This is a genomic window from Salinicola endophyticus (assembly GCF_040536835.1).
In the GTDB taxonomy this organism is placed as follows: Bacteria; Pseudomonadota; Gammaproteobacteria; order Pseudomonadales; family Halomonadaceae; genus Salinicola; species Salinicola endophyticus_A.
Genome location: NZ_CP159578.1, coordinates 3,553,088 through 3,577,025 on the forward strand (window position 1 = coordinate 3,553,088; position 23,938 = coordinate 3,577,025).

General features: G+C 68.1%; 24 protein-coding genes. 13 read left to right on the top strand and 11 right to left on the bottom strand.

Annotated elements, in window-relative coordinates; genetic code table 11:
* Nucleotides 1-74: 74 nt before the first annotated feature.
* The 7 genes from ABV408_RS16090 (at nucleotide 75) to slmA (ending at nucleotide 6,267) form a co-directional block, all read left to right on the top strand.
* Entirely contained in the window at nucleotides 75-503 is a 429-nt protein-coding gene (locus tag ABV408_RS16090) for a hypothetical protein (RefSeq protein WP_353979899.1), read from the top strand.
* Nucleotides 504-592: 89 nt separating this feature from the next.
* On the top strand, nucleotides 593-1,834 hold the full coding sequence (coaBC, locus tag ABV408_RS16095; protein WP_353979900.1) for a bifunctional phosphopantothenoylcysteine decarboxylase/phosphopantothenate--cysteine ligase CoaBC: 1,242 nt from the start codon (nucleotides 593-595) through the stop codon (nucleotides 1,832-1,834).
* A 160-nt stretch (nucleotides 1,835-1,994) separates the two neighbouring features.
* Nucleotides 1,995-2,468, top strand: coding sequence for a dUTP diphosphatase (gene dut, locus ABV408_RS16100; RefSeq protein ID WP_207033255.1), 474 nt, complete (start codon nucleotides 1,995-1,997; stop codon nucleotides 2,466-2,468).
* Between the two features lie 103 nt (nucleotides 2,469-2,571).
* Complete coding sequence (locus tag ABV408_RS16105; protein WP_353979901.1) at nucleotides 2,572-3,159, top strand: YaeQ family protein; 588 nt, start codon at nucleotides 2,572-2,574, stop codon at nucleotides 3,157-3,159.
* Nucleotides 3,156-4,562 carry a phosphomannomutase/phosphoglucomutase gene (locus ABV408_RS16110; RefSeq protein WP_353979902.1) on the top strand — a complete coding sequence of 469 codons (1,407 nt, stop codon included), beginning with the start codon at nucleotides 3,156-3,158 and terminating at the stop codon, nucleotides 4,560-4,562. The genes ABV408_RS16105 and ABV408_RS16110 overlap by 4 nt, the downstream gene beginning before the upstream one ends.
* 67 nt (nucleotides 4,563-4,629) lie before the next feature.
* The gene (gene argB, locus ABV408_RS16115) at nucleotides 4,630-5,526 is read left to right on the top strand and encodes an acetylglutamate kinase (RefSeq protein WP_285950513.1); all 897 of its coding nucleotides are present in this window, start codon (nucleotides 4,630-4,632) and stop codon (nucleotides 5,524-5,526) included.
* A 126-nt stretch (nucleotides 5,527-5,652) separates the two neighbouring features.
* The gene (slmA, locus tag ABV408_RS16120; RefSeq protein WP_353979904.1) at nucleotides 5,653-6,267 is read left to right on the top strand and encodes a nucleoid occlusion factor SlmA; all 615 of its coding nucleotides are present in this window, start codon (nucleotides 5,653-5,655) and stop codon (nucleotides 6,265-6,267) included.
* A gap of 90 nt (nucleotides 6,268-6,357) precedes the next feature.
* On the opposite strand, the gene rpoH is transcribed toward slmA, so the two are convergent.
* From rpoH to ftsY, 4 genes are all read right to left on the bottom strand, one after another.
* Nucleotides 6,358-7,224 carry an RNA polymerase sigma factor RpoH gene (gene rpoH, locus ABV408_RS16125; RefSeq protein ID WP_106419410.1) on the bottom strand — a complete coding sequence of 289 codons (867 nt, stop codon included), beginning with the start codon at nucleotides 7,222-7,224 and terminating at the stop codon, nucleotides 6,358-6,360.
* A gap of 313 nt (nucleotides 7,225-7,537) precedes the next feature.
* Nucleotides 7,538-8,509, bottom strand: a complete 972-nt coding sequence (gene ftsX, locus ABV408_RS16130) for a permease-like cell division protein FtsX (protein ID WP_353979905.1) — start codon at nucleotides 8,507-8,509, stop codon at nucleotides 7,538-7,540.
* Nucleotides 8,506-9,174 carry a cell division ATP-binding protein FtsE gene (gene ftsE / locus ABV408_RS16135; protein ID WP_106419408.1) on the bottom strand — a complete coding sequence of 223 codons (669 nt, stop codon included), beginning with the start codon at nucleotides 9,172-9,174 and terminating at the stop codon, nucleotides 8,506-8,508. Before ftsE ends, ftsX begins: the two co-directional genes overlap by 4 nt.
* On the bottom strand, nucleotides 9,171-10,652 hold the full coding sequence (gene ftsY, locus ABV408_RS16140) for a signal recognition particle-docking protein FtsY (protein WP_353979907.1): 1,482 nt from the start codon (nucleotides 10,650-10,652) through the stop codon (nucleotides 9,171-9,173). The genes ftsE and ftsY overlap by 4 nt, the downstream gene beginning before the upstream one ends.
* A 128-nt stretch (nucleotides 10,653-10,780) precedes the next feature.
* Here ftsY and rsmD point away from each other — a divergent pair, with 128 nt between their 5' ends.
* Nucleotides 10,781-11,434 (top strand): 16S rRNA (guanine(966)-N(2))-methyltransferase RsmD, encoded by a 654-nt coding sequence (gene rsmD, locus ABV408_RS16145; protein WP_353979908.1) that lies wholly within the window; start codon nucleotides 10,781-10,783, stop codon nucleotides 11,432-11,434.
* 168 nt (nucleotides 11,435-11,602) lie between these two features.
* The gene (locus ABV408_RS16150) at nucleotides 11,603-11,806 is read left to right on the top strand and encodes a cell division protein ZapB (RefSeq protein ID WP_353979909.1); all 204 of its coding nucleotides are present in this window, start codon (nucleotides 11,603-11,605) and stop codon (nucleotides 11,804-11,806) included.
* 85 nt (nucleotides 11,807-11,891) lie between these two features.
* Here ABV408_RS16150 and ABV408_RS16155 read toward each other — a convergent pair whose 3' ends face one another.
* The 5 genes from ABV408_RS16155 to ABV408_RS16175 all read right to left on the bottom strand — a co-directional run bounded on the left by ABV408_RS16155 (nucleotide 11,892) and on the right by ABV408_RS16175 (nucleotide 15,448).
* Nucleotides 11,892-12,380, bottom strand: a complete 489-nt coding sequence (locus tag ABV408_RS16155; protein ID WP_353979910.1) for a GNAT family N-acetyltransferase — start codon at nucleotides 12,378-12,380, stop codon at nucleotides 11,892-11,894.
* Between the two features lie 14 nt (nucleotides 12,381-12,394).
* The gene (locus ABV408_RS16160) at nucleotides 12,395-13,240 is read right to left on the bottom strand and encodes a hypothetical protein (protein ID WP_353979911.1); all 846 of its coding nucleotides are present in this window, start codon (nucleotides 13,238-13,240) and stop codon (nucleotides 12,395-12,397) included.
* A complete protein-coding gene (locus ABV408_RS16165; protein ID WP_353979912.1) occupies nucleotides 13,237-13,548 on the bottom strand; it encodes a BolA/IbaG family iron-sulfur metabolism protein in 312 nt (103 codons plus the stop codon). The genes ABV408_RS16160 and ABV408_RS16165 overlap by 4 nt, the downstream gene beginning before the upstream one ends.
* 72 nt (nucleotides 13,549-13,620) lie before the next feature.
* Nucleotides 13,621-15,009, bottom strand: a complete 1,389-nt coding sequence (locus ABV408_RS16170) for an MFS transporter (protein ID WP_353979913.1) — start codon at nucleotides 15,007-15,009, stop codon at nucleotides 13,621-13,623.
* 52 nt (nucleotides 15,010-15,061) lie between these two features.
* Nucleotides 15,062-15,448: a hypothetical protein gene (locus ABV408_RS16175; protein WP_035473929.1), complete on the bottom strand. Its 387-nt coding sequence runs from the start codon at nucleotides 15,446-15,448 to the stop codon at nucleotides 15,062-15,064.
* 243 nt (nucleotides 15,449-15,691) lie between these two features.
* Between ABV408_RS16175 and glsB the strand changes: the two genes are divergently transcribed.
* On the top strand, nucleotides 15,692-16,633 hold the full coding sequence (glsB, locus tag ABV408_RS16180; protein WP_353979914.1) for a glutaminase B: 942 nt from the start codon (nucleotides 15,692-15,694) through the stop codon (nucleotides 16,631-16,633).
* 97 nt (nucleotides 16,634-16,730) lie between these two features.
* On the opposite strand, the gene lysS is transcribed toward glsB, so the two are convergent.
* Both lysS and prfB read right to left on the bottom strand, forming a co-directional pair.
* Nucleotides 16,731-18,260 (bottom strand): lysine--tRNA ligase, encoded by a 1,530-nt coding sequence (gene lysS, locus ABV408_RS16185; protein WP_353979915.1) that lies wholly within the window; start codon nucleotides 18,258-18,260, stop codon nucleotides 16,731-16,733.
* Nucleotides 18,261-18,602: 342 nt separating this feature from the next.
* Nucleotides 18,603-19,701 (bottom strand): peptide chain release factor 2 gene (gene prfB, locus ABV408_RS16190; RefSeq protein ID WP_285950521.1). Its coding sequence is split into 2 segments (ribosomal slippage): nucleotides 18,603-19,625 and nucleotides 19,627-19,701, totalling 1,098 coding nucleotides; the frame shifts between segments, so codons are not numbered across the junction.
* A gap of 337 nt (nucleotides 19,702-20,038) precedes the next feature.
* On the opposite strand from prfB, the gene ABV408_RS16195 reads away from it, so the two are divergent.
* From ABV408_RS16195 to ABV408_RS16205, 3 genes are all read left to right on the top strand, one after another.
* Nucleotides 20,039-21,616, top strand: a complete 1,578-nt coding sequence (locus ABV408_RS16195; RefSeq protein ID WP_353979916.1) for a peptide ABC transporter substrate-binding protein — start codon at nucleotides 20,039-20,041, stop codon at nucleotides 21,614-21,616.
* Between the two features lie 191 nt (nucleotides 21,617-21,807).
* A complete protein-coding gene (locus tag ABV408_RS16200) occupies nucleotides 21,808-22,500 on the top strand; it encodes an OmpW family outer membrane protein (protein ID WP_353979917.1) in 693 nt (230 codons plus the stop codon).
* Nucleotides 22,501-22,540: 40 nt separating this feature from the next.
* Nucleotides 22,541-23,734 (top strand): GGDEF domain-containing protein, encoded by a 1,194-nt coding sequence (locus ABV408_RS16205; RefSeq protein ID WP_353979918.1) that lies wholly within the window; start codon nucleotides 22,541-22,543, stop codon nucleotides 23,732-23,734.
* Nucleotides 23,735-23,938: the final 204 nt, after the last annotated feature.

Below are 23,938 nucleotides of genomic sequence, written 5' to 3' on the forward strand. Positions count from 1 at the left end.
GGCGTCCATGCATGGCGAGGGACGCCGACTGAGCTATGGTGAAGTCACACCCTCGTCTCTTCGGGAGTACCACCATGCAACGATCCCTCGTGTTCGCCTCCAGCCAGCGCCTGGCTACCCTGGCCATCGCTGCCATCCTCGCCGCTACCGTCGGCGGCGGTGTCTCCAGCGTTTTCGCCGCCGAGACCGGTGCCGCGCAGGCACAGCCGGAGAGCGAGCGGGTACTCAGCGGCGACGAGATCCAGCAGCGGGTGTGGGGGCATCGCGTTCACGGCGCCATGGCAAACGGCCAGTCCTACGACGAGACCTATGCCACCGACGGCAAGATTCAGGGCGACGGCTACACCGGCCAGGCCAGGATCGTCGATGACCGCATGTGCTTCGACTACGGCAGCGACAGCGTCGAGTGCTACGGCGTGCGTGCCGCGGGCGACGATCGCATCGAGTGGCTCCAGCAGGGCGAGATCGCCGGTGAAGGGGTGATCGAGGCGCCGGCCCAGTAGGGCGCCGAGCCTGCCGGGGCGGGAGCGCGCGTTCCGCCCCGGCGCCCTGCGGTGGTAAGGTAGCGCCAATGATTCAGGACACGCATCCCATGTCGCTACCCCTCGGGCCGGGACTCGCCGGCCCCCGCATCCTGCTCGGCATCAGCGCCGGCATCGCCGCTTACAAGAGCGCCCATCTCGCGCGTCTGCTCAAGAAGAGCGGGGCCGAGGTGCGCGTGGTGATGACCGACGGCGCCCAGGCTTTCATCACTCCACTGACGCTGCAAGCGCTCACCGGCGAGCCGGTGCGCACCTCACTGCTCGATCCCGAGGCCGAAGCCGGCATGGGGCATATCGAGTTGGCCAAGTGGGCGGACGTGATCCTGATCGCCCCGACCACCGCCGATCTGATGGCGCGCCTGGCCCATGGCCACGCCGACGATCTGCTGACCACACTGTGCCTGGCCAGCGAGGCGCGCTGCCTGATGGCCCCGGCGATGAACCAGGCGATGTGGCGCCACCCGGCGACTCTGGCCAATGCCGAGCGTCTCGAGGCCCTCGGCTGGACCCTGCTGGGGCCGGATGCCGGCGATCAGGCCTGCGGCGACGTCGGCCTCGGGCGCATGCTCGAACCGGAGACGATCTTCACCCGGTTACAGCAGATGCTCGACCCCGCGGCCGCCCGCTCGACGCAAGATCTCGCCGGGCGCCGGGTGGTGATCACCGCCGGACCGACCCGCGAGGCGCTCGATCCGGTGCGCTACCTCTCCAACCACAGCTCCGGCAAGATGGGCTATGCCCTGGCCGCCGCCTGCGCCGCGCGTGGCGCCGAGGTGACCCTGGTGAGCGGCCCGGTGGCGCTGGCGACACCGCCCGGCGTGGCGCGCGTCGACGTGCTCTCGGCGTGTGAGATGCTTGCGGCGGTGGAGGCCGCACTGCCCTGCGAGCTGTTCATCGGCTGCGCCGCAGTGGCCGACTACCGCGCCGCCAGCGTCGCCGAGCACAAGCTGAAGAAGAGCGACGACACCAGCGGCATGACGCTCGAACTGGTGCGCAACCCGGATATCGTGGCCACGGTGGCGGCACGTGCCGAGCGCCCCTTCTGCGTCGGCTTCGCCGCCGAGACCCAGGCGCTGGAGACCCATGCCGGCGACAAGCTCGCACGCAAGCGTCTCGATCTGATCGTGGCCAACGATGTCTCCCAGGCGGGGCTGGGCTTCGGCAGCGACGACAACGCCGCCACCCTGCTGTGGCGGGAAGCGGATGAGCTGCATCGCCAGGCGCTGCCGCCCCAGCCCAAGACGGCGCTGGCCACGGCGATTCTCGACCATCTGGTGCCACGCCTGCCCTGACGTCCCTCCGTGCCGGCACACACGCATCAATGGACGCCGCCCTGCACGGCGGCGTTCGCCGACCACCAAGCGATGGTAAGCTAGTGCCAGATTCGCTGCCGCCCGCCGCGGCGGTAGCGATACTCTATTCATCACGTTTTTGCAGGAATCAGGTTTCATCATGACCAGCCCCGCCTCGCCCGCGCCCAAGCTCGCGGTCAAGATTCTCGACCCGCGCGTGCACGACTATCCGCTGCCCCACTACGCCACCGAGGGCAGTGCCGGCATGGACCTGCGCGCCCTGCTCGACGCCCCGTTGACGCTGGCCCCCGGCGACAGCGCGCTGGTGCGTACCGGCCTGGCGATCCATATCGGCAATCCCCAGCTCGCCGGCGTGGTGCTGCCGCGTTCCGGGCTGGGCCACAAGCACGGCATCGTGCTGGGCAATCTGGTCGGCCTGATCGACTCCGACTACCAGGGCGAGCTGATGATCTCGGTCTGGAACCGCGGTCGCGACACCTTCACGCTGGAGCCCGGCGAGCGCCTGGCCCAGTACGTGCTGGTTCCGGTCGTGCAGGCCGAACTCGAGATCGTCGAAGACTTCGTCGCCACCGAGCGTGCCGCCGGCGGTTTCGGCCACTCCGGCCGGCAGTGAGCAGCGCTCGCGGTGACAGCCTTGAGGCGACCACCGTGACACGACAAAGGTGAAGCGATTCGCTCGCGCAGGCATTTATGCAGTGTTTTCCAAGGAGAGTCGCGTGGCGCTAGGCGCAACCATCTACAAGGCCCGGCTCAATGTGAGCGACCTGGACCACCACTACTACGCCACCCACGCTCTGACCGTGGCGTGCCACCCCTCCGAGACCGCCACCCGCCTGATGGTGCGGCTGCTCGCGTTCATCGACAACGCCCACACGCTCAACGCGCCGACCCATGAGGCGCCGGGCGAACTGCGCATGACCCGGGGCCTGAGCAGCGACGACGAACCGGATCTGTGGCTCACCGCCGCGGACGGGCGCATTCTGGCCTGGATCGAGCTGGGCGAGCCGTCACTCAAGCGCATCAAGCAAGGGCTGTCGCGCGCCGAGACGGTCATCGTCTACCCCTACTCACCGCGCAGCGCCGAGCAGTGGTGGAAGAAGCTCGGCGACGACATTCGCGCCCTGCCCCGGGTGCGCGTGATGAGCGTGCCGGCGGCGCCGCTGGAGACGCTGACCGGCTGGGTCGCACGCAGCATGAGCGTGGACGCCACGTGCATGGAGGGTCAGTGGCTGCTGACCGACGGCCAGACCACGCTAACGCTGGCGTTCGATCGCTGGAGCGGCCCCGCCGAGGAGACCCCATGAGCCAAGCCCCGCAGACACCCGCCAACTCGGTGCCCGCCTCGATCTTTCGCGCCTACGACATCCGCGGCGTCGTCGGCGAGACCCTCACCGAAGACGGGGTCGAATGGATCGGCCGCGCCATCGGCAGCGAGGCCGCGGCCCGCGGCCAGCAGTGCGTGATCGTCGCCCGCGACGGCCGCCACTCCGGCCCCACGCTGGCGGCGGCGCTGATCCGTGGCCTGCGCGCCGCCGGCCGCGATGTGATCGACATCGGCCGGGTGCCGACCCCGGTGCTCTACTTTGCCACCGCTACCCTGACCGAGAGCGCTAGCGGCGTCATGGTCACCGGTAGTCACAACCCGCCCGATTACAACGGCCTGAAGATCGTGCTCGATGGCGTGGCGCTCTCCAACGAGGCGATCACCGCGCTGCACACGCGTCTGCGCCAGAATGACCTGAGCCACGGTGAGGGCCGCCTGGAACGCCGCGACCTGGGTCAACGCTATCTCGACCGCATCCTCGGCGACGTGCGCCTGGCGCGGCCGCTCAAGGCGGTGGTGGACTGCGGCAACGGCGTCGCCGGCGAGCTCGGCCCCAGGCTGATCGCGGCGCTGGGGGCGGAAAGCGTACCGCTCTACGCCGAGATCGACGGCGACTTTCCCAACCACCATCCGGACCCCGGCAAGCCCGAGAATCTAACCGATCTGATCGCCGCGGTAGCCGCCCACGAAGCCGACATCGGGCTGGCGTTCGACGGCGACGGCGACCGCCTGGGCGTGGTCACGCCGTCGGGGGAGATCATTTATCCCGACCGCCTGCTGATGGCCTTCGCCGAGGACATGCTCGAACGCAACCCGGGCGCCAAGGTGGTCTTCGACATCAAGTGCACCGGCCATCTGGCCCAGCGCATCGAGCGCGCCGGGGGCGAGCCGGAAATGTGGTACACCGGCCACTCGCTGATCAAGGCACGCATGCGCGAGACCGGGGCCCAGCTCGGCGGCGAGATGAGCGGACACATCTTCATCAAAGAGCGCTGGTACGGTTTCGACGACGGCATCTACGCCGCCGCCCGGCTGCTCGAGATCCTGGCGAATCAGCCGCGCAGTGCCGACGCCTTCTTCGCCGACTACCCGCAGGATCCGAGCACACCGGAGCTCAACGTCGCGGTCAGCGACGAGACCAAGTTCGCCATCGTTGCGCGCCTGGCGGAGAATGGCGATTTCGGCGCCGACGGGGTCAGGACCTCGCTGGACGGCATTCGCGTCGACTATCCCGACGGCTGGGGGCTGTGCCGCGCCTCCAACACCACGCCGATGCTGGTGCTGCGCTTCGAAGGTCGGGATCAGGCCGCGCTCGAACGCATTCAGGGATATTTCCGCCGCGCCCTCGAGGCCGAGGTGCCCGACGCGACGCTGCCCTTCTGAGCACGTCGGGCGTCGACAGACACATGCACAAGGGACATTCATTCCAACCTGGGAGCAGTGACGACTCATGAGCGTTAGCCCACGCGACCCGCGCCACGTGGTCGAGATCCTTTCCGAGGCGCTGCCTTACATCCAGCGCTACTCGGGCAAGACGATCGTGGTCAAGTATGGCGGCAATGCCATGACCGAGGACACGCTGATCGACTCCTTCGCCCGCGACATGGTGCTGATGAAGGAAGTCGGCATCAATCCGGTGGTGGTGCACGGCGGCGGCCCGCAGATCGGCCAGCTGCTGGCGCGGCTCAACATCGAGTCGCGCTTCGTCGACGGCATGCGCGTCACCGATGCCGAGACCATGGACGTGGTCGAGATGGTGCTCGGCGGTCTGGTCAACAAGAGCATCGTCAACCAGATCAACCAGTGCGGCGGCAAGGCGATCGGCCTGACCGGCAAGGACAGCGCCCAGATCCGCGCGCGCCAGCTCAAGGTGGAGCGGCGCACCCCGGAGATGACCGCCTCGGAGATCATCGACATCGGCCACGTGGGCGAGGTCGAACACGTCTCCACCGATCTGATCGAGATGCTGTCGAAGGCCGACTACATTCCGGTGATCGCCCCGATCGGGGTCGACGCCGAGGGCCACAGTTACAACATCAATGCCGACCTGGTGGCGGGCAAGGTGGCCGAGGCGCTGAAGGCGGAGAAGCTGATGCTGCTGACCAACGTCGCCGGCCTGCAGGACGCCGACGGCAACGTCATGACCGGGCTCTCCACCGAGCAGGTCGACGCGCTGATCGCTGACGGCACCATCTACGGCGGCATGCTGCCCAAGATCCGCTGCGCCCTGGAGGCGGTCAAGGGCGGCGTAGGCAGTGCGGTGATCGTCGATGGCCGGGTGGTCCACTCCACCCTGCTGGAGATCTTCACCGACGCCGGCGTCGGTACTCAGATCGTCGCGCGCTAGCGCACTTTCGACGCGGGCCAGGACGGCCCGCTCCGCCGTGCATCGCCCGGGTCGTCATCGCCCCGGACACGTGCGGCGGAGCCACTCCAGGCAGGAGCCAAGACACCACCACCGACAAGAACGCTCATGACGCAGGCAACTTCAACGCTCTCCCGCCGCGAACAGATCCTCCAGGCACTCGCACTGATGCTGGAAGAGGACAGCGGCAAACGGATCACCACCGCCGCCCTGGCGCGTCAGGTCGGCGTCAGCGAAGCGGCGCTCTATCGCCACTTCCCCAGCAAGGCGCGCATGTTCGAGGGGCTGATCGAGTTCATCGAGACCAGCCTGTTCGAACGCATTCGGCGGATTCTCGAGGAGACCCCGGATGCCCTCGGCCGCTGCGAGACGATCGTGCAGCTGGTGCTGATGTTCGCCGAGAAGAACCCCGGGCTCAGCCGGCTCATGGATGGCGACGTGCTCACCGGCGAGACGGCCAGGCTGCGCACGCGGATGTCGCAGCTGTTCGAGCGCCTGGAGACCCAGTTCAAGCAGATCCTGCGCGAAGCCGAACTGCGCGAGGGGCTGCGCCCGCGGGTCGCCGTCTCGGCCAGCGCCAACCTGCTCGCCGCCTTCGTCGAGGGTCGCATCAGTCAGTACGTGCGCAGCGACTTCCGCCATCTGCCGAGCGCTCACTGGGAGGATCAGTGGACTCTGCTCGGCGCGCAGCTGCTGGTAGGGCAACCGACCACCAGCGTCTGAGCCGGCGATCCTGACTCAGGCCCTGTAACGCAAAAAGCCCGACATGCTGAGCATGCCGGGCTTTCGTGCTGCGAGTGTGCTGATCCTCGATCAGGCAGCGAGGGCGTCGCCCAGCTGCTGCTTGATCTTCTTCATGGCGTTCTTCTCCAGCTGACGGATACGCTCCGCGGAGACACCGTAGACATCGGCGAGCTCGTGCAGCGTCGACTTCTCCTCGGAGAGCCAGCGCCGCTGCAGAATGTCCCGCGAGCGGTCATCGAGCAGCGCCAGCGCATCACGCAGTCGGCGGGTGTAGTCCGCCTCCCAGTCGTCGGCCTCGAGCTGCGCCGCCGGGTCGAAGCTGCTGTCCTCGAGATACTGGGCCGGCGCCTGATAGCTCTGCTCGTCGTCCTCGCCGGGGCTGGCATCGAAGCCGGCGTCGTAGGCCGAGAGCCGCCCTTCCATCTCGCGGACCACCTTGGGCTTGACGTCGAGATCCTTGGCGATGGCATCGACTTCGTCGTTGTTCAACCACGCCAGGCGCTTCTTGGCGCTGCGCAGGTTGAAGAACAGCTTGCGCTGGGCCTTGGTGGTGGCGATCTTGACGATACGCCAGTTGCGCAGCACGTATTCATGAATCTCGGCCTTGATCCAGTGCACCGCGAAGGAGACCAGACGCACGCCCTGGTAGGGGTCGAAGCGCTTGACCGCCTTCATCAGGCCGACGTTGCCTTCCTGGATCAGGTCGGCCTGGGGCAGACCGTAGCCCGAGTAGCTGCGCGCGATGTGCACCACGAAACGCAGGTGCGACATGATCAGCCGGCGCGCCGACTCCAGGTCGTCCTCTTCGTGCAGGCGCACCGCCAGAGCGTGCTCCTCTTCGGCCGTCAGCACGGCGATGCCGTTGACCGCCTGGATATAGCCGTTGAGGTCGTGGCCCGGCGAAAGGTTGCCGATGGTTTGAAGACTGGTGCTCATATGCCGTGTCTCCATGCTAGGCGGTGCCCGCGGTGCCGAACGTGGTATCGCTCAGGCGTCGCATCGCACCGCCGCAGGTTGTTAGGCCTGTCTATGCTCTAGGGATGCCTTTATGACCCCGAGTGTAGACAAAAGTTCAATCGTTGGGCCAGCGCGACCCGGTGTTCGAGCGGCTATCGACGTCATGCCTCGAGACTATGACCGCCCCGAGGGGGGGCGATGACCGTGCCAGCCGCCACTGCCATGCCAGGCTGGCGTGAAGATGACGCAGACGTCGCGTGCCGTCTCGATCGGCGGCTTATTCAGCACTTCCCTAGCGCGGCTTGGTCTCGGCCAGATGACGACCGACGGCGAGCCACGCGCCCAACCAGCCCAATAGTGTACTAAAGAGCAGCAGAAAAACCGAGTTGGACACGCCTAAAGTCGGTAGCGCGAAGTGCGCACCGTAGCTCTGGGCCAGCGCGTTCACCGGCGCGGCCAGCCAGTTGCCGCCCAGGGCTAGAATGCCCAGCGCCAGCAGCCCACCGCCGAGCCCGTACCAGGCCCCGCTGTAGAGGAACGGCCGCCGGACGAAGGCGTGGGTGGCACCGATCAGGGTCACCACCTCGATCTCCTGACGCCGACTCTCCACCGCCAGGCGGATGGTATTGCCCACCACCAGCAGAACGCCGAGCCCGAACAGCAACCCCAGCGCCAGCGCCACCCGCTGGCCCAGCGCCGCCAGCTGCTGCAGACGGTCGAGCCAGGCCAGATCGAGGCGCACTTCGTCCACCCCCGGCAGTTGGCCAAGACGCTGGCTCAATGCCTGCACCGCGGCCGGGCTCGGGTCATCCGGCGTCACCACCACGCTGGCCGGCAGCGGGTTGCGCTCGAGCTGGCTGAGCGCGTCGTCCACCCCCAGGGCACGCTGGAACTCGTCCAGCCCCTCGGCGGCGGTCACCAGCCGTGTTCCGGCCACCCCGGGCTCGGCACCCAGCGTCTCGGAGAGCGCCAGCGCGCGACTCTCGTCGATATCGTGATCGAAGTAGACGGTCAGCGTGGCGCTCTCTTCGAGCTGGGCATCGAGCAGCTGAGCGCTGTCCAGCACCAGCCACAGCCCGGCGGGCAGGATCAGCGCGATGGCGATCGCCAGCATCGTCAGCAGTGTAGCCAGCGGGCGCCGCACCAGGCGCAGAGCGCTGTCGCCGAGCATGGCGCGGTGGTGGCGCAGCCAGGCGCGCCCGCCCCCCGCCGGCCCCGGCCGCGCGCGCTGGGCGCCGCGCGGCGCCGGGTGACGTTCACTCATGCCGCCTCCCCGTCACGCACCAGGCGCCCCTCGCGCAGCTTGAGCACGCGATGGCGCAGACGCGCGATCAGAGCCAGATCGTGGCTGGCGATCAGCACCGTGGTGCCGATGCGATTGAAGTCCTCGAACAGCCGCATGATGTCGGCCGAGAGCTGGGGATCGAGGTTGCCGGTGGGCTCGTCGGCAAGCAGCAGTGCCGGCTTGTTGACCACCGCGCGAGCGATGCCGACGCGCTGCTGCTCACCGGTGGAGAGCTCGATCGGCAGCGCGCGCTCGCGATGCAGCAGGCCGACCTTGTCGAGCGCCGCGCGCACCCGGCGCGCCGCCTCGTGGGGCTCGATCCCTTGAATCGTCAGTGGCAGCGCCACATTGGCGAAGATATCGCGGTCGAACAGCAACTGGTGATCCTGGAACACCACCCCGATCTGGCGCCGATAGTAGGGCACCTGGCTGAGGTGCAGGCGGTCGAGGTCGTGCCCGGCAACCAGCACGCGCCCGCGGGAGGGGCGCTCGAGACGCATGATCAGCCGCAGCAGCGAGCTCTTGCCGGCGCCGGAGTGGCCGGTGAGAAACAGCATCTCGCCGCGCTCGACCCGAAAGTTGATATCGGCGAGCGCCTCGAAGCGCCCGCCGTAGCGCTTGCCGACATGCTCGAAGGCGATCATGAAGCGGCGTCACCGTCGCGGTCGAACAGCGCCTTGACGAAGGTATCGGCGTCGAACGGACGCAGGTCGTCGAGCGTCTCGCCGACCCCGATGAAGCGGATCGGCGTGCCCATCTTCTTGGCCAGGGCGAAGATGATGCCACCCTTGGCGGTGCCATCGAGCTTGGTCAGGGTGATCCCGGTGACCGGAATCGCCTCGTCGAAGGTGGTGGCCTGGGAGATAGCGTTCTGGCCGGTGCCGGCGTCGAGCACCAGCATCACCTCGTGGGGCGCCGAGGCGTCGAGCTTGGCCATCACCCGCTGCACCTTCTTGAGCTCCTCCATCAGGTGGCCCTTGTTGTGCAGCCGCCCGGCAGTGTCGGCGATCAGCACGTCGACCTTGCGCGCACGTGCCGCCGCCACCGCATCGTAGATCACCGAGGCGCTGTCGGCGCCGGTGTGCTGGGCGATCACCGGCACCTGGTTGCGCTCGCCCCATACCTTGAGCTGCTCCACCGCCGCGGCGCGGAAGGTGTCGCCGGCCGCCAGCATCACGCTGCGGCCCTCGTTCTGGAAACGCTGGGTCAGCTTGCCGATGGTAGTGGTCTTGCCCACCCCATTGACGCCGACCATCAGGATCACGAAGGGCCCTTCGCCCTTGGGCGGCAGCGTCAGCGGCTGGGTCACCGGCTCGAGCAGCGCCGCCAGCTCCTCCTGCAGCGCGCGGTAGAGCGCGTCGGCGTCGGCCAGCTCCTTGCGCGAGACGCGTTCGGTCAGCCGCGCGATGATCTCGCTGGTCGCTTCGATGCCCACATCCGCCAGCAGCAGCTGGGTCTCGAGATCCTCCATCAGGTCATCGTCGATCTGCTTCTTGCCCAGCAGCAGATCGGCGATGCCATCGGTCAGGTTGGCGCGGGTACGCCCGAGTCCGGCGCGCACCCGCGCCAGCCAGCCGCCCTTGGGCTTTTCGCGCGGGGCCGGGGGGGCCTGCGCCGCCGCTACGTCATCGACCGCGTCTCTCTCGGTTCTGACAGGGCCGGTCGTTACAGGCTCAGTCGCTACAGGCTCGTCGGCAACCACCTCCGCGGGCGCCGCTTCGGCCGCCGAAGCAGCAGGTGATGCGGTTTCGTCTGCGGCCGGCGCCGCGGCGTCGTGGGCCAGCGCCGTCTCACGGCTCGGCGCAGCCGGGGTCTCGTCGAGGGCGGAGACCGCGGCCTCTTCGGCCAGCGGAGCATCCAGCGCCGCGCGAGCGGCGCTGGTCTCGACCGGCGCGGGAGCGTAGTCGACCGCAGCGCCACGCTCGGGGTCGGCGGCCTGCACCGCCTCATCCACGGCAGGCGTCTCAGGCTCGGGGGGCTCCGGCTGCACCGCAGCGCTCTCTGCCGGCGCCTCGGCGGCTTGGGCTTCCTCAGCGGCACGCGCTTCGGCCGCCTCCGCTTCCCGGCGGGCGGCTTCCTGCTCCTGCTGCTGTTTCTTGCGGCTCTTGAATAGTCCGAACATGGATGACTTCGCTGCTGATGGCCGTGGCGACGCCGCCGGGTCGGCGGGCGTCGACACGCTCTCGGAAAAGGTCGATATCGAGCGCCAATCCTATCACCGCGAGGGTGGCGGGGGTACAATTGCGCGCCATGAATCGACGTCGATCCCAGCGTGGCGCGCCCGGCGGGCGTGCCACCTCCCCTGCCGCCGACAGCGGCCGTCGCGGCCAGCGTGCCTCCCACGGTGGGCGCGGCGAACTGCGCCTTATCGGCGGTGAGTTCCGCCGTCGCCGGCTGCCGATACTCGACAACCCCGGCCTGCGTCCGACCCCGGACCGGGTGCGCGAGACGCTGTTCAACTGGCTCGCCTTCGAACTCGCGGGCACGCGAGTGCTGGACCTGTTCGCGGGTACCGGCGCGCTGGGGCTGGAGGCGCTCTCCCGCGGCGCCGGCGAGGTGCACTTCGTCGAAGCGGCGGCTCCGGTAGCCGCCGCGCTGACGCGCAACCTGGATACCCTGGGGGTGCAGGCCACGGTCCATCGCAGCGATGTCGCCGCCTACCTGGCCGGCGCGGCGCAGCCCTTCGGGCTGGTGTTCCTCGACCCACCGTTCCGTCAGGGGCTGGCGACGGCCACCTGCGAACGGCTGGAGCAGGGTGGCTGGCTTGCGCCGCACGCCTGGATCTACGTCGAGACCGAGCACGAGCTGGCCTGGCAGGCGCCGCCCGGGTGGCAGTTGCACCGCGAGCTGCGCGCCGGCGACAGCCACGCCCGGCTGTTCCGCCGCACCCCGCCAGCCGCCTGACGCCGCCGTCTCCACATCGAGACGCTTGTCGCCGTCGGCCACGCCACGTAGGCTGGCGGCCAGCCGAATCATCGGCAGTGGCGGGCGTCATTCGCCACCTTATTACCCGCACGCTGGCGCGTTACGCCTGCGGCGCCTGCAACCGTCGTCAACCCCAAGGAGAGCGTCATGAACGGAGAGATCTTCGCCCAGCTCGAGCAGAAGATTCAGAACGCGGTCGACAGCATCGAGATGCTGAAGATGGAAAACGAAGAGCTGAAGGCCGAGAACGCCCAGCTGCGCCAGGAGCGCGACGAGTGGGAACGCCGCCTGGGCGGTCTGCTCGACAAGCTGCGCGCGCTCGACGAGACGCAAAGCGACGCCAGCGCCTGAAAGCGCGCCAGGGCGTCCCGCTCAGCCCGGCCTGCTCCGCCCGTCTCGCGACACCGACGACATCCCCGGCCGTCGGTGTCGCCGCCTACTCGGCGGGACCGCCCGAGTGCAGCGCCCGCGACATCAGTACCGCCTCTTCACTGCCGCCGTCGTCACAGCGATAGTAGCCCCGCCGCCGGCCATCCTCGGCAAAGCCCAGCTTGTGGTAGAGCCGCTGCGCAGCCTGGTTCGACGCCCGCACCTCCAGCAGCATGCGTTCTGCCCCGCGCTGCGCCGTCCGCGCCAGCAGCCACGTCAACAGCGCCGCGGCGAGACCGCGCCGGCGCGCGTCCGGATGCACGCTGATCGACTGCAGCTCGGCATCGAACGGCAGATAGGCCACCACCGCTACCGCGCGCAGTTCAGCGGCATCGAACACGCCCCACACTTCCAGGGTGTCGTCGCTCAGTGCGCCGCCGAGCAGCGTGGTCGACCAGGCATCGTCATTGGCGAGCACTTCGAAGCGGGCCCAGGGGACCAGATCCTCCGTGCCCAACAGACGCGGCGATTTCGGTAGAGAGGGAATGACAGTCATGCGCGCGGCTCGGCTCAGGCAGCGCCGGCGGCCGCCTGCCGCCACGCCTCGCCGGTGGCATGCAGCTGCGGCCAGCAGGCACGCTTGGCCCCCGGGTCGCCGAGCAGGGTGGCCGGATGCGGCCAGCGGTGGCAGTCGACCTCGAGCGGCGTGTCGTCGTCCGCGAACAGCGCCGCGGCGTCATCACCGGGGATCACGATGGCCCCCTCGATGGCCAGGCCGTTGCGCATCGCCTGACCCTCACAGAACACCGCCAGGCCGTCGCGGGCCTCACCGACAGGGTCGTCCACCGGCGTCTCCATCAGCGGCCAGTCGAGGCTCGACAGCGCCCGCCAGTCGCCGGGCAGCCCGGCCGCCGCGAGCATCTGCTTGAGCAGCGCCTGGGCCGGCGCCGACAGCCCTTCGCGCGCGCCGGGCAACAGCAGCCACCAGCGCTGATCGAGCACCGCCAGCGTCAGCGAGAAGCGCAGCGGTGCGGCCCGCTCGCCGTCCGCCGCCACCGGTGCCGGGGGCTCGGCTGGCGTATCGACGGGTTTATCGAAGACAGGGGCAGATGCCTCGGCGGGCGCCCGATCCTCGCCCAGCAGGGCCCGGGCACGCGCCACCGGGGCGCTGCTCTCGCCCTGGCCGGCGGACTCGGGGGCCACCTCGGCGGGCGTTCGCGCCACGGGCTCGGGCTGGGCCGGGGGCGTTTCCAGCAGCGCATGGAGACGCTGTCCCGGCGCGGGTTTCTCCGCTGCCGCTGGCATTTCCCACTCGGACTGTGCGGTGGGCCGGGCATTGATCAAGCGGTAGCGCGAGACCCAGGCCGGAATGCCCATCGCCTCGAGGTACTGCAGCCTTTGGGGGTCGGCGATCACCGCCCGCCTCCCCCGCGGCAGTTGGGCGAGTCGGGACGGCTGCCGCCACGCGCTGCCCACTGCTGCGGCGTATAGAGGTGCAGCGCCAGGGCGTGCACCGGGCCGGCCAGCTCATCGGCCAGCACCGAGTAGATCAACTGGTGGCGCTTGACCGGCATCAGCCCGGCGAAGCGCTCGGAGACCAGGGTCACCTTGAAGTGGGTTTCCGAGTCGGGCGGCACATGGTGCATGTGGCTCTCGTTCTCGACCGTCAGATACTGCGGCTCGAGCGCGGCCAACTTCTCTTCGATGCGGGTTTGAACACTCATGCAACACCTCCTGTGCCAGTCGGATCATTGTAACGTCTGGCGGCCGTCGCGGCGACGGCACCGGGAGCCGCCTCAGCCGCGGCGCTCGCGGGCCGCCAGCGGCACCCGGTAGAGGCTCAGCGCCAGCGCCACCACCACCGAAACGCAGCCCAGCCACAGCGACAGCGTCAGCGAGCCGAACGACAGCCCCAGGATCAGACCCACCAGGGCGGTGCCCAGTGACTGCCCGAAAGTGCGCACCGAGGCGAGCACGCCGGAGGCGTTGGCGCTCAGCGCCAGCGGCACACTGCCGATCATCTCGCGATTGTTGGGGGCCTGGAACAGGCCGTAGCCGACGCCACACAGCGCCGTGCGCCAGATCACATCGACATAGCTGGAGTCGGCATCGAGCCCGGTCAGCGCGAGCATGCCGAGCAGGAACAACCCGAGTCCCAGCGAGCTGATCAGCGCCGGGTTGGCCTTGTCGGCGAGTCGCCCGGCCACCGGCCCGATCACCATGATCACCAGCGGCCAGGGCGTGAACAGTAGCGCCGAGGCGATCGGCGAGACGCCCATCACCGTCTGGTAGAGGAACGGCAACCCGACGAAGGCGATGCCCTGGGCCAGAAAGGCGAACATCGAGGTGACCGCGGCGAACGAGAAGCGCGGCTCCTGGAACAGCGCCAGCGGCACCAGCGGGCTGTCGACATGGCGCTGACGATAGACGAAGCCCACCAGGCAGGCCAGTGCCAGGGCCAGGGTGACCAGCGCCATCGCCCCGCCGTCGCCATGGCCGAACTGATCCAGGGCGAAGACGCTGCCGCTCAACATCACGATCGACAGCAGCGCCCCCCAGACATCGAAGTGCGCTCGCCGGGCCGGCTCACGCGGCAGCGAACGGGTCGCCAGAAACAGCGCCAGCAGCCCCACCGGGACATTGATCGCGAACAGCCAAGGCCAGCTCGCCAGATGAAGGATCAGGCCACCGATCGACGGCCCGGCGGCGATCCCGAAGGCCACGGTGAGCGCACTGAGGCCGATCGCCGAGCCCAGCAGGCGGGTGGGAAAGATGACACGGTAGAGCGACGGGCCGATGCTCAGCATCGCCGCCGCGCCGATCCCCTGCAGCATGCGCGACACCAGCAGCAGCTCGAACGAGCGCGACAGCGCGCAGGCCAGCGAGGCCAGGGTGAACACCGCCAGACCGCCGATATAGAGCCGATGCCGGCCAATGACCCGGCTCAGCGCGGCAAAGGTGAGCAGCAGCGCCGCGGTGACCAACTGGTAGACGTTGGCGATCCAGATCGATGCCGCGCCGCTGATCCCGAGTTCGTCGGCCAGGGTCGGCAGTGCGATATTGACGATGCCGCTGTCGAGCACCGCCATCTGCGTGCCGGTGACCAGCGCCAGCAGCGCCAGCTTGCGCTCGCGCCCGGGCAGCCCGTCGTCGCCGTCACGTACCTCGAACAGCCGTTTCAGCATACCGCCACGCCCACCTCCGACAGCGCGCGACTAGCCAGCCCCAGGGTCTCGCTCACTCCTCGTCGGTCTCCATCAGCAGCTCGTCATCGACCTCGGCGGTCTCCAGCTCGACCTCGTCATCCAGGTCGATCGCCAGATAGCTGTGCTCGACGGTCAGGAACTGTTCGAACAGCGCCAGATCGACCACCTCCGGCCACTGCCGTGAATCCTCTTCCCAGGCGCGCAGCTCGCTTTCGAGAATATCCACGCAGCGCTCTTCGACGTAGGCCGCCAGCGCTTCCGGCGTATCCATCTCGGGGATCAGATAGACGGTGGTCTCCGCCGCGATGTCGTCGAGGGTGAGATCGTCCTCGCCCATTGTGGGTTCGAGCGAATTGACCCAGTCGACGAAGGCCTGAGTGGGCTTCACGCTGAGTGCGGAACGGTTGAGCAGCTTCATGGTGTCACCCCTTTGCATCGAAACCGACGGCGTCGAATCTGCCAGCCCTCAGGCCGGTGAGCTCGACGCCGCAATGGTGCGGCGCTGCGCGCAGCGCCGACAGTATGAGCGTTCGTCGCGCCCATGACCAACCCTGGATTGCAGCGCCCGCCGCGGCGCCCGACGGCGGCGGAGCGGCAGATGCAATCGGCGCGGCGGCGCCCTACACTGGCGCCCCCTTGTCAGCCGACTGCCACCATCGCCATGTCCACTTCGTTCGACCCCAGCGCCCTCGATGACCTGCTCGCGCGTATCGCCCACGACGCGCCGCGCCACTTCGGTGAGGGCCAGGTGGCCAACTACATACCGGCACTGGCGGAAGTGGTGCCGGATCAGTTCGGCATCGCCGTGTGCGACGTCGCCGGGCGCGTCTATCGGGCCGGGGCGGCGGATACGCCGTTCTCGATCCAGTCGATCTCCAAGCTGCTCAACCTGATCATCGCGATCCAGCATCTGGACGAGGCCGATATCTGGCAGCGGGTCGGCCGTGAGCCCTCGGGGCAGGCATTCAACTCGATCGTGCAGCTGGAAGTGGAGCGCGGTATTCCGCGCAATCCGTTCATCAACGCCGGCGCACTGCTGGTCACCGATCTGCTGGTGTCGCGGATCATGTCGATCCACTGGGTCATGCGCGAGCTGGCGCGGCGCCTGGCGGGCAACCCGACGCTCGGCTTCGATACCCGGGTCGCCAGCTCGGAGATGGCACACAAGGCGCGCAACGCCGCGCTCGCCTATCTGATGAAGGCCTATGGCAATCTTCACGGCGAGGTCGACGAGGTGCTCGACGTCTACTTCCACGGCTGCGCGCTGTCGATGAGCTGCGTCGACGTGGCGCGGGCGTTCGCCTTCCTGGCCAATCGCGGCGTGCATCCAGACGACGGCGGCGTCATCGTCACCCCGCAGCAGAACCGCCAGCTCAACGCCCTGCTGCTGACCTGCGGTCTCTACGACGCCGCCGGTGACTTCGCCTGGCGCGTGGGCCTGCCCGGCAAGAGCGGCGTGGGCGGCGGCATCGTGGCGATCGTACCGGGGCAGATGAGCCTCTGCGTGTGGTCGCCGCGGCTCGACAGCTACGGCAACTCGGTCGCCGGCCTGCGCGCGCTGGAAACCCTGGTCGAGGGCCTCGGCGTCGCCCCGCTGGGCTGAACGCTGCCGGCCTCGCCGCCTGCGAACCCTATCGCGCTCGGGTCAGCGCCGTCGCTCGCGCAGCGGGCGCCGGCGACAGCGCTGCCGCGAGCGGCGATCACTCCGGGCGCATCGCCGGGAACAGCAGCACGTCGCGGATCGAGGGGCTGTCGGTGAGCAGCATCACCAGGCGGTCGATGCCGATACCCTCGCCCGCCGTGGGCGGCATGCCGTACTCCAGCGCGCGCACGTAGTCGGCGTCGTAGTACATCGCTTCGAGATCACCGGCATCCTTCTCCGCGGCCTGGGCGGCGAAGCGCTCGGCCTGGTCTTCGGCGTCGTTGAGCTCAGAGAAGCCGTTGGCGATCTCGCGCCCGCCGACGAAGAACTCGAAGCGGTCGGTGACGTGGGGGTTGGTATCGTTGCGCCGTGCCAGCGGGCTGACCTCGGCCGGATACTCGGTGATGAAGGTGGGCTGGTCGAGGCGATGCTCGGCCACCGCTTCGAAGATCTCGGTCTGCAGCTTGCCCAGGCCCCAGCTCGACTTGACCTCGATGCCCAGACGGCGGCAGGTGGCGGTGGCACCGTCGAGCGTATCGATGTCCGCCTCGCCGATGCCATCGCCATGTTCGAGGATCGACTGGCGCAGGGTCAGGCGCCGGAACGGCTGGCCCAGGTCATACTCGGTGCCCTGATAGACCACCACGCTGCTACCCAGCACGCGCTCAGCGACGTCACGGATCATCGCCTCGGTGAAGTCGAGCAGGTCCTGGTAGTCGGCGTAGGCCCAGTAGAACTCGAGCATGGTGAACTCGGGATTGTGACGCGTCGACAGCCCCTCGTTGCGGAAGTTGCGGTTGATCTCGAACACCCGCTCGAAGCCGCCCACCACCAGTCGCTTGAGATAGAGCTCCGGGGCGATGCGCAGGTACATGTCGATATCCAGCGCATTGTGGTGGGTGACAAAGGGCCGCGCGGTGGCACCGCCGGGGATCGGCTGCAGCATCGGCGTCTCGACCTCCATGAAGCCGCGCTCGACCATGAAGCGCCGGATCGCCGCGATCACCCCGGAGCGCACCTCGAACACGCGCCGCGACTGCGGGTTCATGATCAGGTCGACATAGCGCTGACGGTAGCGCGCCTCGAGATCGGTGAGGCCGTGGAACTTGTCGGGCAGCGGGCGCAGGCTCTTGGTCAGCAGCTCCGCCTGACGCAGCATGACGTAGAGATCGCCCTTGCCGGATTTGTGCACCGGGCCGCTGCCGGCGACGATATCGCCGATGTCCCAGCTCTGGATGTCCGCCAGCAGCTCGGCGGGCAGCCCCTTCTTGTCGACGTAGAGCTGGATCTGCCCGGAGACGTCCTGAATCACGATGAACGGGCCGCGCTTGCGCATGATCCGCCCGGCGACCGCAGCCTGACGGTCCAGCGCCTCCAGCGCCGCCTTGTCCTGCTCGCCCAGCTCGGCCTGCAGCTCGGCGGCCAGGCTGTCGCGGCGGAAGGCGTTGGGGAAGGCGCTGCCGCCCTGCTCCGCCGCGCGCTCGCGGCGTTCAGCCAGCTTGCCGCGACGCTCCGCGATCAGCCGATTTTCTTCCTGCACGTCGGTCGGTGCAGCGGAGGGAGATTGCGGGTTGTCCTGGTTCGCCATGTCGTCGCCTGTGGAAAATCGTATCTATGAAGTCGTCGAATCGATAACGCCGTCGAATCCGTGAAACGGCCGGCTCACTGCTGCGCACCTTGCCCTGGCACCGGCGCCCATCGTCCGAGGGTTTGGCAATGATCGCTCAGGGAATCAACCGGCCAACGCTCGTAGCGCGGGGGTCGAATTCCCGAACCGCTCTAGGGTATCAACCCGGCCAGCGCTAGCAGCGCGGGGTTCGAGCGACGACGAGGCTAGGCGCGCCGGCGCGAATCCGCGCAGTGGACGCGGTTGTCCATGAGCAGGATGAGCGCCGGCGCAACACCGCCTCGTCGAGCGCAGACACGCGCCTTAAAGCCCCTGTTTCAGGCTCGCCTCGATAAACTGATCCAACTCCCCATCGAGCACCTTCTCGCAGTTGCTCGTCTGCACCCCGGTGCGCAGATCCTTGATCCGCTGGTCATCGAGTACGTAGGAGCGGATCTGGCTGCCCCAGCCGATATCGGCCTTGCTGTCCTCGGCCTGCTGCTTGGCGGCATTGCGCTTCTGCATCTCGTGCTCCCACAGCTTCGCCTTGAGCTGTTTCATGGCGAAGTCGCGGTTGGCGTGCTGGCTACGCTGGCTCTGGCACGCCACCACGATACCGGTGGGCTCGTGGGTGATACGCACCGCCGAGTCGGTGGTGTTGACGTGCTGGCCGCCGGCCCCGGAGGAGCGGTAGGTGTCGACACGCAGATCGGACGGGTTGATCTCCACCTCGAAGTTGTCATCGACCTCCGGGGAGAGAAACACCGAGGCGAACGAGGTGTGCCGGCGCCCGCCGGAGTCGAACGGGCTCTTGCGCACCAGCCGGTGCACGCCGGTCTCGGTACGCAGCCAGCCGAAGGCGTAATCGCCCTGCACATGCACGGTGGCCGACTTGATGCCCGCGACCTCGCCGGCGGAGACTTCGGTCAGCTCCGCCTTGAAGCCATGGTGCTCGGCCCAGCGCAGATACATGCGCAGCAGCATGTTGGCCCAGTCCTGGGCCTCGGTGCCACCGGAGCCGGCCTGGATGTCGAGATAGGCGTTGTTCTCGTCCATCTCCCCGGCGAACATGCGCCGGAACTCCAGCTTGTCCAGTTGCCCTTCGAGGTAGGCGAGCTCCTTGCGCACCTCATCGACGGTGGCATCGTCCTCCTCCATCACCGCCAGCTCGAGCAGCTCGCGGTTGTCGGCCAGGCCGCTGTCCAGGGTATCGATGGTCTCGACCACGGCTTCCAGCGACGCCCGCTCCTTGCCCAGTTTCTGGGCGTAGTCGGGGTCGTTCCAGACCTCGGGGTTCTCCAGCTCGCGCGAGACTTCTTCTAGCCGATCCTTCTTCTCGGCATAGTCAAAGATACCCCCTCAGGACGTCTGTCCGTTCGGACAGGTCCTTGATGAGGTTGTTGATCGGATTGATCTCTTGCATGGGACTCCTGCCATCATGAGCGTGGGCACCCGCCAGGCCGCACCAACCGCGGAGGCGGCACCCGGCGCCGGGCTGCGCCAAAAGGTCGACTATTGTAGCCAAACGCCGGCAGAGCGTCATCCCGGCTTCGCCGGCCGGCGTGGTGGCAGTGCGCCAGGGGCGAGGCGCGGGAGCGCACGCGGTAGATAGTTATAACGGTTTCACTATTATTCATTTACCCCGGCCGCGAAGGCCCTGCTACCGTCGACGACCATTCGCCACCAACGCTCGACGGCCGCTATCAGACGGTCGTCACCCTATCGTCATGACCAACAACAGCTACAAGGAACCCCTGCCGATGCGCTCTCATCCGCTCGCCCTCGCCATCGGTCTGGCCGCCGGCCTGACCTCGCTCTCGCTGCCCGCCGCCACCTTGCACATGGGGATCTCGGGCGATCCCGCCTCGCTCAGCCCGGCCAAGATCACCGGTGGCGTATGGGAAGAGGACGTATTGCGCGATCTGTTCGAGGGGCCGATCGCGATCGACGCCGCGGGCCATATCATCCCCGGCGCGGCGAAGAGCTGGGAGGTCTCCGACGACGGCAAGACCTACACCTTCCATCTGCGCGACGGGCTCGAGTGGTCCGACGGCCAGCCGTTGACCGCCGACGACTTCGTCTTCGCCTATCGTCATCAGGTCGACCCCAAGACCGCCTCCAACTACGCCCACCGCCTTTACCCGGTGGTCAACGCCCAGGCGATCAACGCCGGCAAGAAGCCGCTCGAGACGCTCGGCGTCGCTTCTCTCGACGATGGCAAGACGCTTCGGATCACCCTGAACGAGCCCACGGTCTACTTCCTCAAGACCCTGGTACTGCCGTTCGCCTATCCGATCCCCCAGCATCTCTACACCAAGTACGGCGACGACTGGAGCGACCCGTCGCATATCGCGGTCAACGGCGCCTTCAAGCCGGTCAAATGGGTCTCCAACACCGAGCTGGAAACGGTCAAGAACGCTCACTTCCATGATGCCGACAACGTCAGCCTGGATGGCGTCGACTACTATCCGCTGGAGGACAAGGTGGCCGGCATCCAGCGCTTCCGCGCCGGCGAGTTGGACATCCTGCGCGACTATCCCGCGGCGCAGTATCCGCGCCTCTCGAAAACGCTTCCCGATGCCACCCACCGCTTCCCCTCACTGGGCACCTACTACTACGTCTACAACCTGCGCGACGGCTCGCCGGTGGCCGACAAGCGGGTACGCGAGGCGCTGAGCCTGGCGATCCGCCGCGACGTGATCGCCGAACAGCTGCTCAAGGGCGCGGTCACCGCGGCCACCTCGCTGGTGCCGCCGGGGACCAGCGACTATCAGGCGCAGTCGCAGCCGGGGCTCGACGCTCCCATCGACACCCGCCTGGACAAGGCCAAGGCACTGATGCAAGAGGCCGGCTACGGCCCGGACAAACCGCTGAAGCTGACCCTGCGCTTCAACAGCGGCGATGAGCATCGCCAGATAGCGGTCGCCGTGGCCGCCATGTGGAAACCGCTGGGGGTCGATGTCGAACTGCGCAACACCGAGGCCAACATCCACTACGCCGACCTGATGCAGGGGGATTTCCAGGTCGCCCGCGCCGCCTGGATCTCGAGCTACGACGATGCCCAGAACTTCCTCCAGCTGCTCTCCGCCGAGACCAACAATTACGGCGCCTATCACGACGCGCGCTATGACCAGTTGCTGAGTGAATCGGATCGCGAGCAGGACCCGGCCAAGCGGGCCAAGCTGATGCAGCAGGCCGAGGGGCTGGGGTTGGCCGACTATCCGCTGACGCCGATCTACACCTACAGCTCGCGCAACCTGGTGGCGCCAGGGCTCGAAGGCTGGGACGACAACGCCCTCGACATGCACGCCTCGCGCTGGGTGCACAAGCCAGAGTAAGGCTCGCCCGCGGCGGCCACGGCGGCCACGGCGGCCACGGCGGCCACGGCGGCCACGGCGGCCACGGCGGCCACGGCGGCCACGGCGCTCAAGCGTGCCGTATCGCCGCCGATAAAGGGAGAGAGTGACGGCAGGACGCGGCGGTGTCGGCGTGACCGGCACCGACCTTCGAACTGCCCCAGGAGAGCGCCATGCGGCACCTTGCGCCAGCCGTCACCCAGCCGCATCGCGCCACCCGTTTCTACCTCTCTCGTGCCCGCTCCGCCTGTCTCTGCCTGCTCGTGCTCGTCGCACTGACGCCCACCGGTTCAGCCCGGGCGGGTACCCTGGGCCAGGGCGACTGGCTGCTGCGTGGCGTGGTGCTAGGCAGTCATGCCACCCAGGTCCACTCGACGATCTCGACCATCGGCGGCGAGGTCGAGATCGCCTCCCGCGTTCAGCCGGGCGTCGACATCAGCTACTTCCTGAGCGAGCGCTGGGCGCTCCAGTTCACCGGCGGCGTCTCGCGCACGCACTACCGAGTACGCGACTCGCTGATCGGCGACTTCGACGTCGGTCGTGTCGACAGCTACAGCGCGACACTCTCGTTGCAGCACCACTTCCCCTCGTGGGGTGCACTGACGCCCTACCTCGGCGCCGGTCTCTACCACGCCCGCGAGCGGCGTGTCGAACCCGCGGCCGGCATTCCCGATTTCTCGGTCGAGCCGGTCAGCGGTCCCCTGCTGGTGGCCGGCGCCAACTATCATGTGAGTGGTGACTGGTTCGTCAGTGCCAGCCTGCACTATCTGAAGGTGCCCACCTATCGTTTCGAAGGCGACGGGTTCAGCAGCGAGCTGCGGGCCAATATCTGGACGCTCGGCGCCGGGTTCGGCTACCGCTTCTGACACGGCCGGGCCGGCGCGACCCGGGAAGGAAGGCGACACCATGCACATGATCGACGATGCTCTGCTCACGGCGACGCTGAGCCGCGCCGCCTTCCTGCTGGTGTTCTTGACGGTGGTACTGAGTCAGCCCAGCGAGCGCTTCCTGTGGCACTGGCTGGCCGCACTCATCGGCTCCTCGCTGGGGGCGGCGCTGATGACCCAATTCCCGGCCAGCGGCGAACCCAGCCTGACGCTCAGCCTGATCACCTATTTTCTCTTCATGCTCAGCCTGGTCTGCTCCTGGAGCGGCGTACGGCTGTTCTATCGGCGGCGCATCGACCCGCGCCTGCTGGGTGCCATGCTGACGCTTCCCCTGTTGCTTTTCGCGGTGCTCGACCTGTGTCAGGTGGCACTGAACTATCGCCGCCTGGTCATCGCCCTGGTCTGTACGCTCCCGGCCTGCCTGACGGTGTTCGAGATCGTCAGGCCCGCCTCGGCACGGCTGTTCTCGCCGATCGTCGTGGCGCTGGCGTTTACCGCCTACGCCGTAGCCCTGGTCGGTACCGCCGTGGCGCTGGCGCTGGACCTCACGCTGCCCACGCTGGAGGCGGTCAATTATCCCTCCTTCGCCGTCGACCGGGTCGCCAGTATCCTGGTCTACTTCGGCTATATCGCCATGGCCGGCGAGCGCGCCAACCGCGCCCTGCGCCAGCAGGCCGAGACCGACCAGCTCACCGGGCTGGCCAACCGCCACGGCGCCCAGCGCGCGCTGGACCGGCTGGAGGCGGCACGCACGACAGGCGCCGAGGGTACTCGCTCAGCCGTGCTGCTGGCGGATATCGACCACTTCAAGCGCATCAACGATACCTACGGCCACGAGGTAGGCGACAGCGTGATCGTCACGGTCGCCGCACGCCTGCGCGGGGCCATACGCGATGGGGACGTGGCGGTGCGCTGGGGCGGCGAGGAGTTCCTGGTGTTGCTGCCCGGGACAGATATCGCGGCGGCGCAGGCGATCGCCGAGCGCCTGCGCGACGCGGTGATATGCACCCCGCTGCACGCCGCCGGGCATGATATCCCGGTGACACTGTCGATCGGCATCGCCGAGGCGTCACCGGAGGGCGAGACGCTCAGCGCGACCATCGTCAGTGCCGACCGCGCGCTCTACCGCGCCAAGCGCAAGGGCCGTGACCGTATCTGCGTCGACGCCGCCGAGCAGAGCGACAGCGCCATGCTGACTCGCCCCATGTCTTGATCCGCGCGCGCCCGCCACAGCCATCCCCGCGGCCCTCGCCGCATGCAGCCCGGCCTGCTATGCATGAGATGAAAGACACCATCGAGCATTTGAATTAGACGCGCTGAGCCGATCGCGCGAAGGTGTCGTATCGGCCGCTCGCTGGGCACTGTTCGAGAAACCCCGTGCGCGCCACAACAACAAACACATTCGGAGACATCGTCG

Coding starts and splice junctions, on each gene's coding strand:
- ABV408_RS16150 (WP_353979909.1), top strand. CDS start 11,603: ATGAACGGAGAGATCTTCGCCCAGCTCGAGCAGAAGATTCAGAACGCG.
- ftsE (WP_106419408.1), bottom strand. CDS start 9,174: ATGATCGCCTTCGAGCATGTCGGCAAGCGCTACGGCGGGCGCTTCGAG.
- ABV408_RS16195 (WP_353979916.1), top strand. CDS start 20,039: ATGCGCTCTCATCCGCTCGCCCTCGCCATCGGTCTGGCCGCCGGCCTG.
- ABV408_RS16170 (WP_353979913.1), bottom strand. CDS start 15,009: ATGCTGAAACGGCTGTTCGAGGTACGTGACGGCGACGACGGGCTGCCC.
- ftsY (WP_353979907.1), bottom strand. CDS start 10,652: ATGTTCGGACTATTCAAGAGCCGCAAGAAACAGCAGCAGGAGCAGGAA.
- ABV408_RS16155 (WP_353979910.1), bottom strand. CDS start 12,380: ATGACTGTCATTCCCTCTCTACCGAAATCGCCGCGTCTGTTGGGCACG.
- coaBC (WP_353979900.1), top strand. CDS start 593: ATGTCGCTACCCCTCGGGCCGGGACTCGCCGGCCCCCGCATCCTGCTC.
- glsB (WP_353979914.1), top strand. CDS start 15,692: ATGTCCACTTCGTTCGACCCCAGCGCCCTCGATGACCTGCTCGCGCGT.
- rsmD (WP_353979908.1), top strand. CDS start 10,781: ATGAATCGACGTCGATCCCAGCGTGGCGCGCCCGGCGGGCGTGCCACC.
- slmA (WP_353979904.1), top strand. CDS start 5,653: ATGACGCAGGCAACTTCAACGCTCTCCCGCCGCGAACAGATCCTCCAG.
- ABV408_RS16110 (WP_353979902.1), top strand. CDS start 3,156: ATGAGCCAAGCCCCGCAGACACCCGCCAACTCGGTGCCCGCCTCGATC.
- ABV408_RS16165 (WP_353979912.1), bottom strand. CDS start 13,548: ATGAGTGTTCAAACCCGCATCGAAGAGAAGTTGGCCGCGCTCGAGCCG.
- ftsX (WP_353979905.1), bottom strand. CDS start 8,509: ATGAGTGAACGTCACCCGGCGCCGCGCGGCGCCCAGCGCGCGCGGCCG.
- argB (WP_285950513.1), top strand. CDS start 4,630: ATGAGCGTTAGCCCACGCGACCCGCGCCACGTGGTCGAGATCCTTTCC.
- lysS (WP_353979915.1), bottom strand. CDS start 18,260: ATGGCGAACCAGGACAACCCGCAATCTCCCTCCGCTGCACCGACCGAC.
- ABV408_RS16175 (WP_035473929.1), bottom strand. CDS start 15,448: ATGAAGCTGCTCAACCGTTCCGCACTCAGCGTGAAGCCCACTCAGGCC.
- ABV408_RS16200 (WP_353979917.1), top strand. CDS start 21,808: ATGCGGCACCTTGCGCCAGCCGTCACCCAGCCGCATCGCGCCACCCGT.
- dut (WP_207033255.1), top strand. CDS start 1,995: ATGACCAGCCCCGCCTCGCCCGCGCCCAAGCTCGCGGTCAAGATTCTC.
- ABV408_RS16205 (WP_353979918.1), top strand. CDS start 22,541: ATGCACATGATCGACGATGCTCTGCTCACGGCGACGCTGAGCCGCGCC.
- rpoH (WP_106419410.1), bottom strand. CDS start 7,224: ATGAGCACCAGTCTTCAAACCATCGGCAACCTTTCGCCGGGCCACGAC.
- ABV408_RS16090 (WP_353979899.1), top strand. CDS start 75: ATGCAACGATCCCTCGTGTTCGCCTCCAGCCAGCGCCTGGCTACCCTG.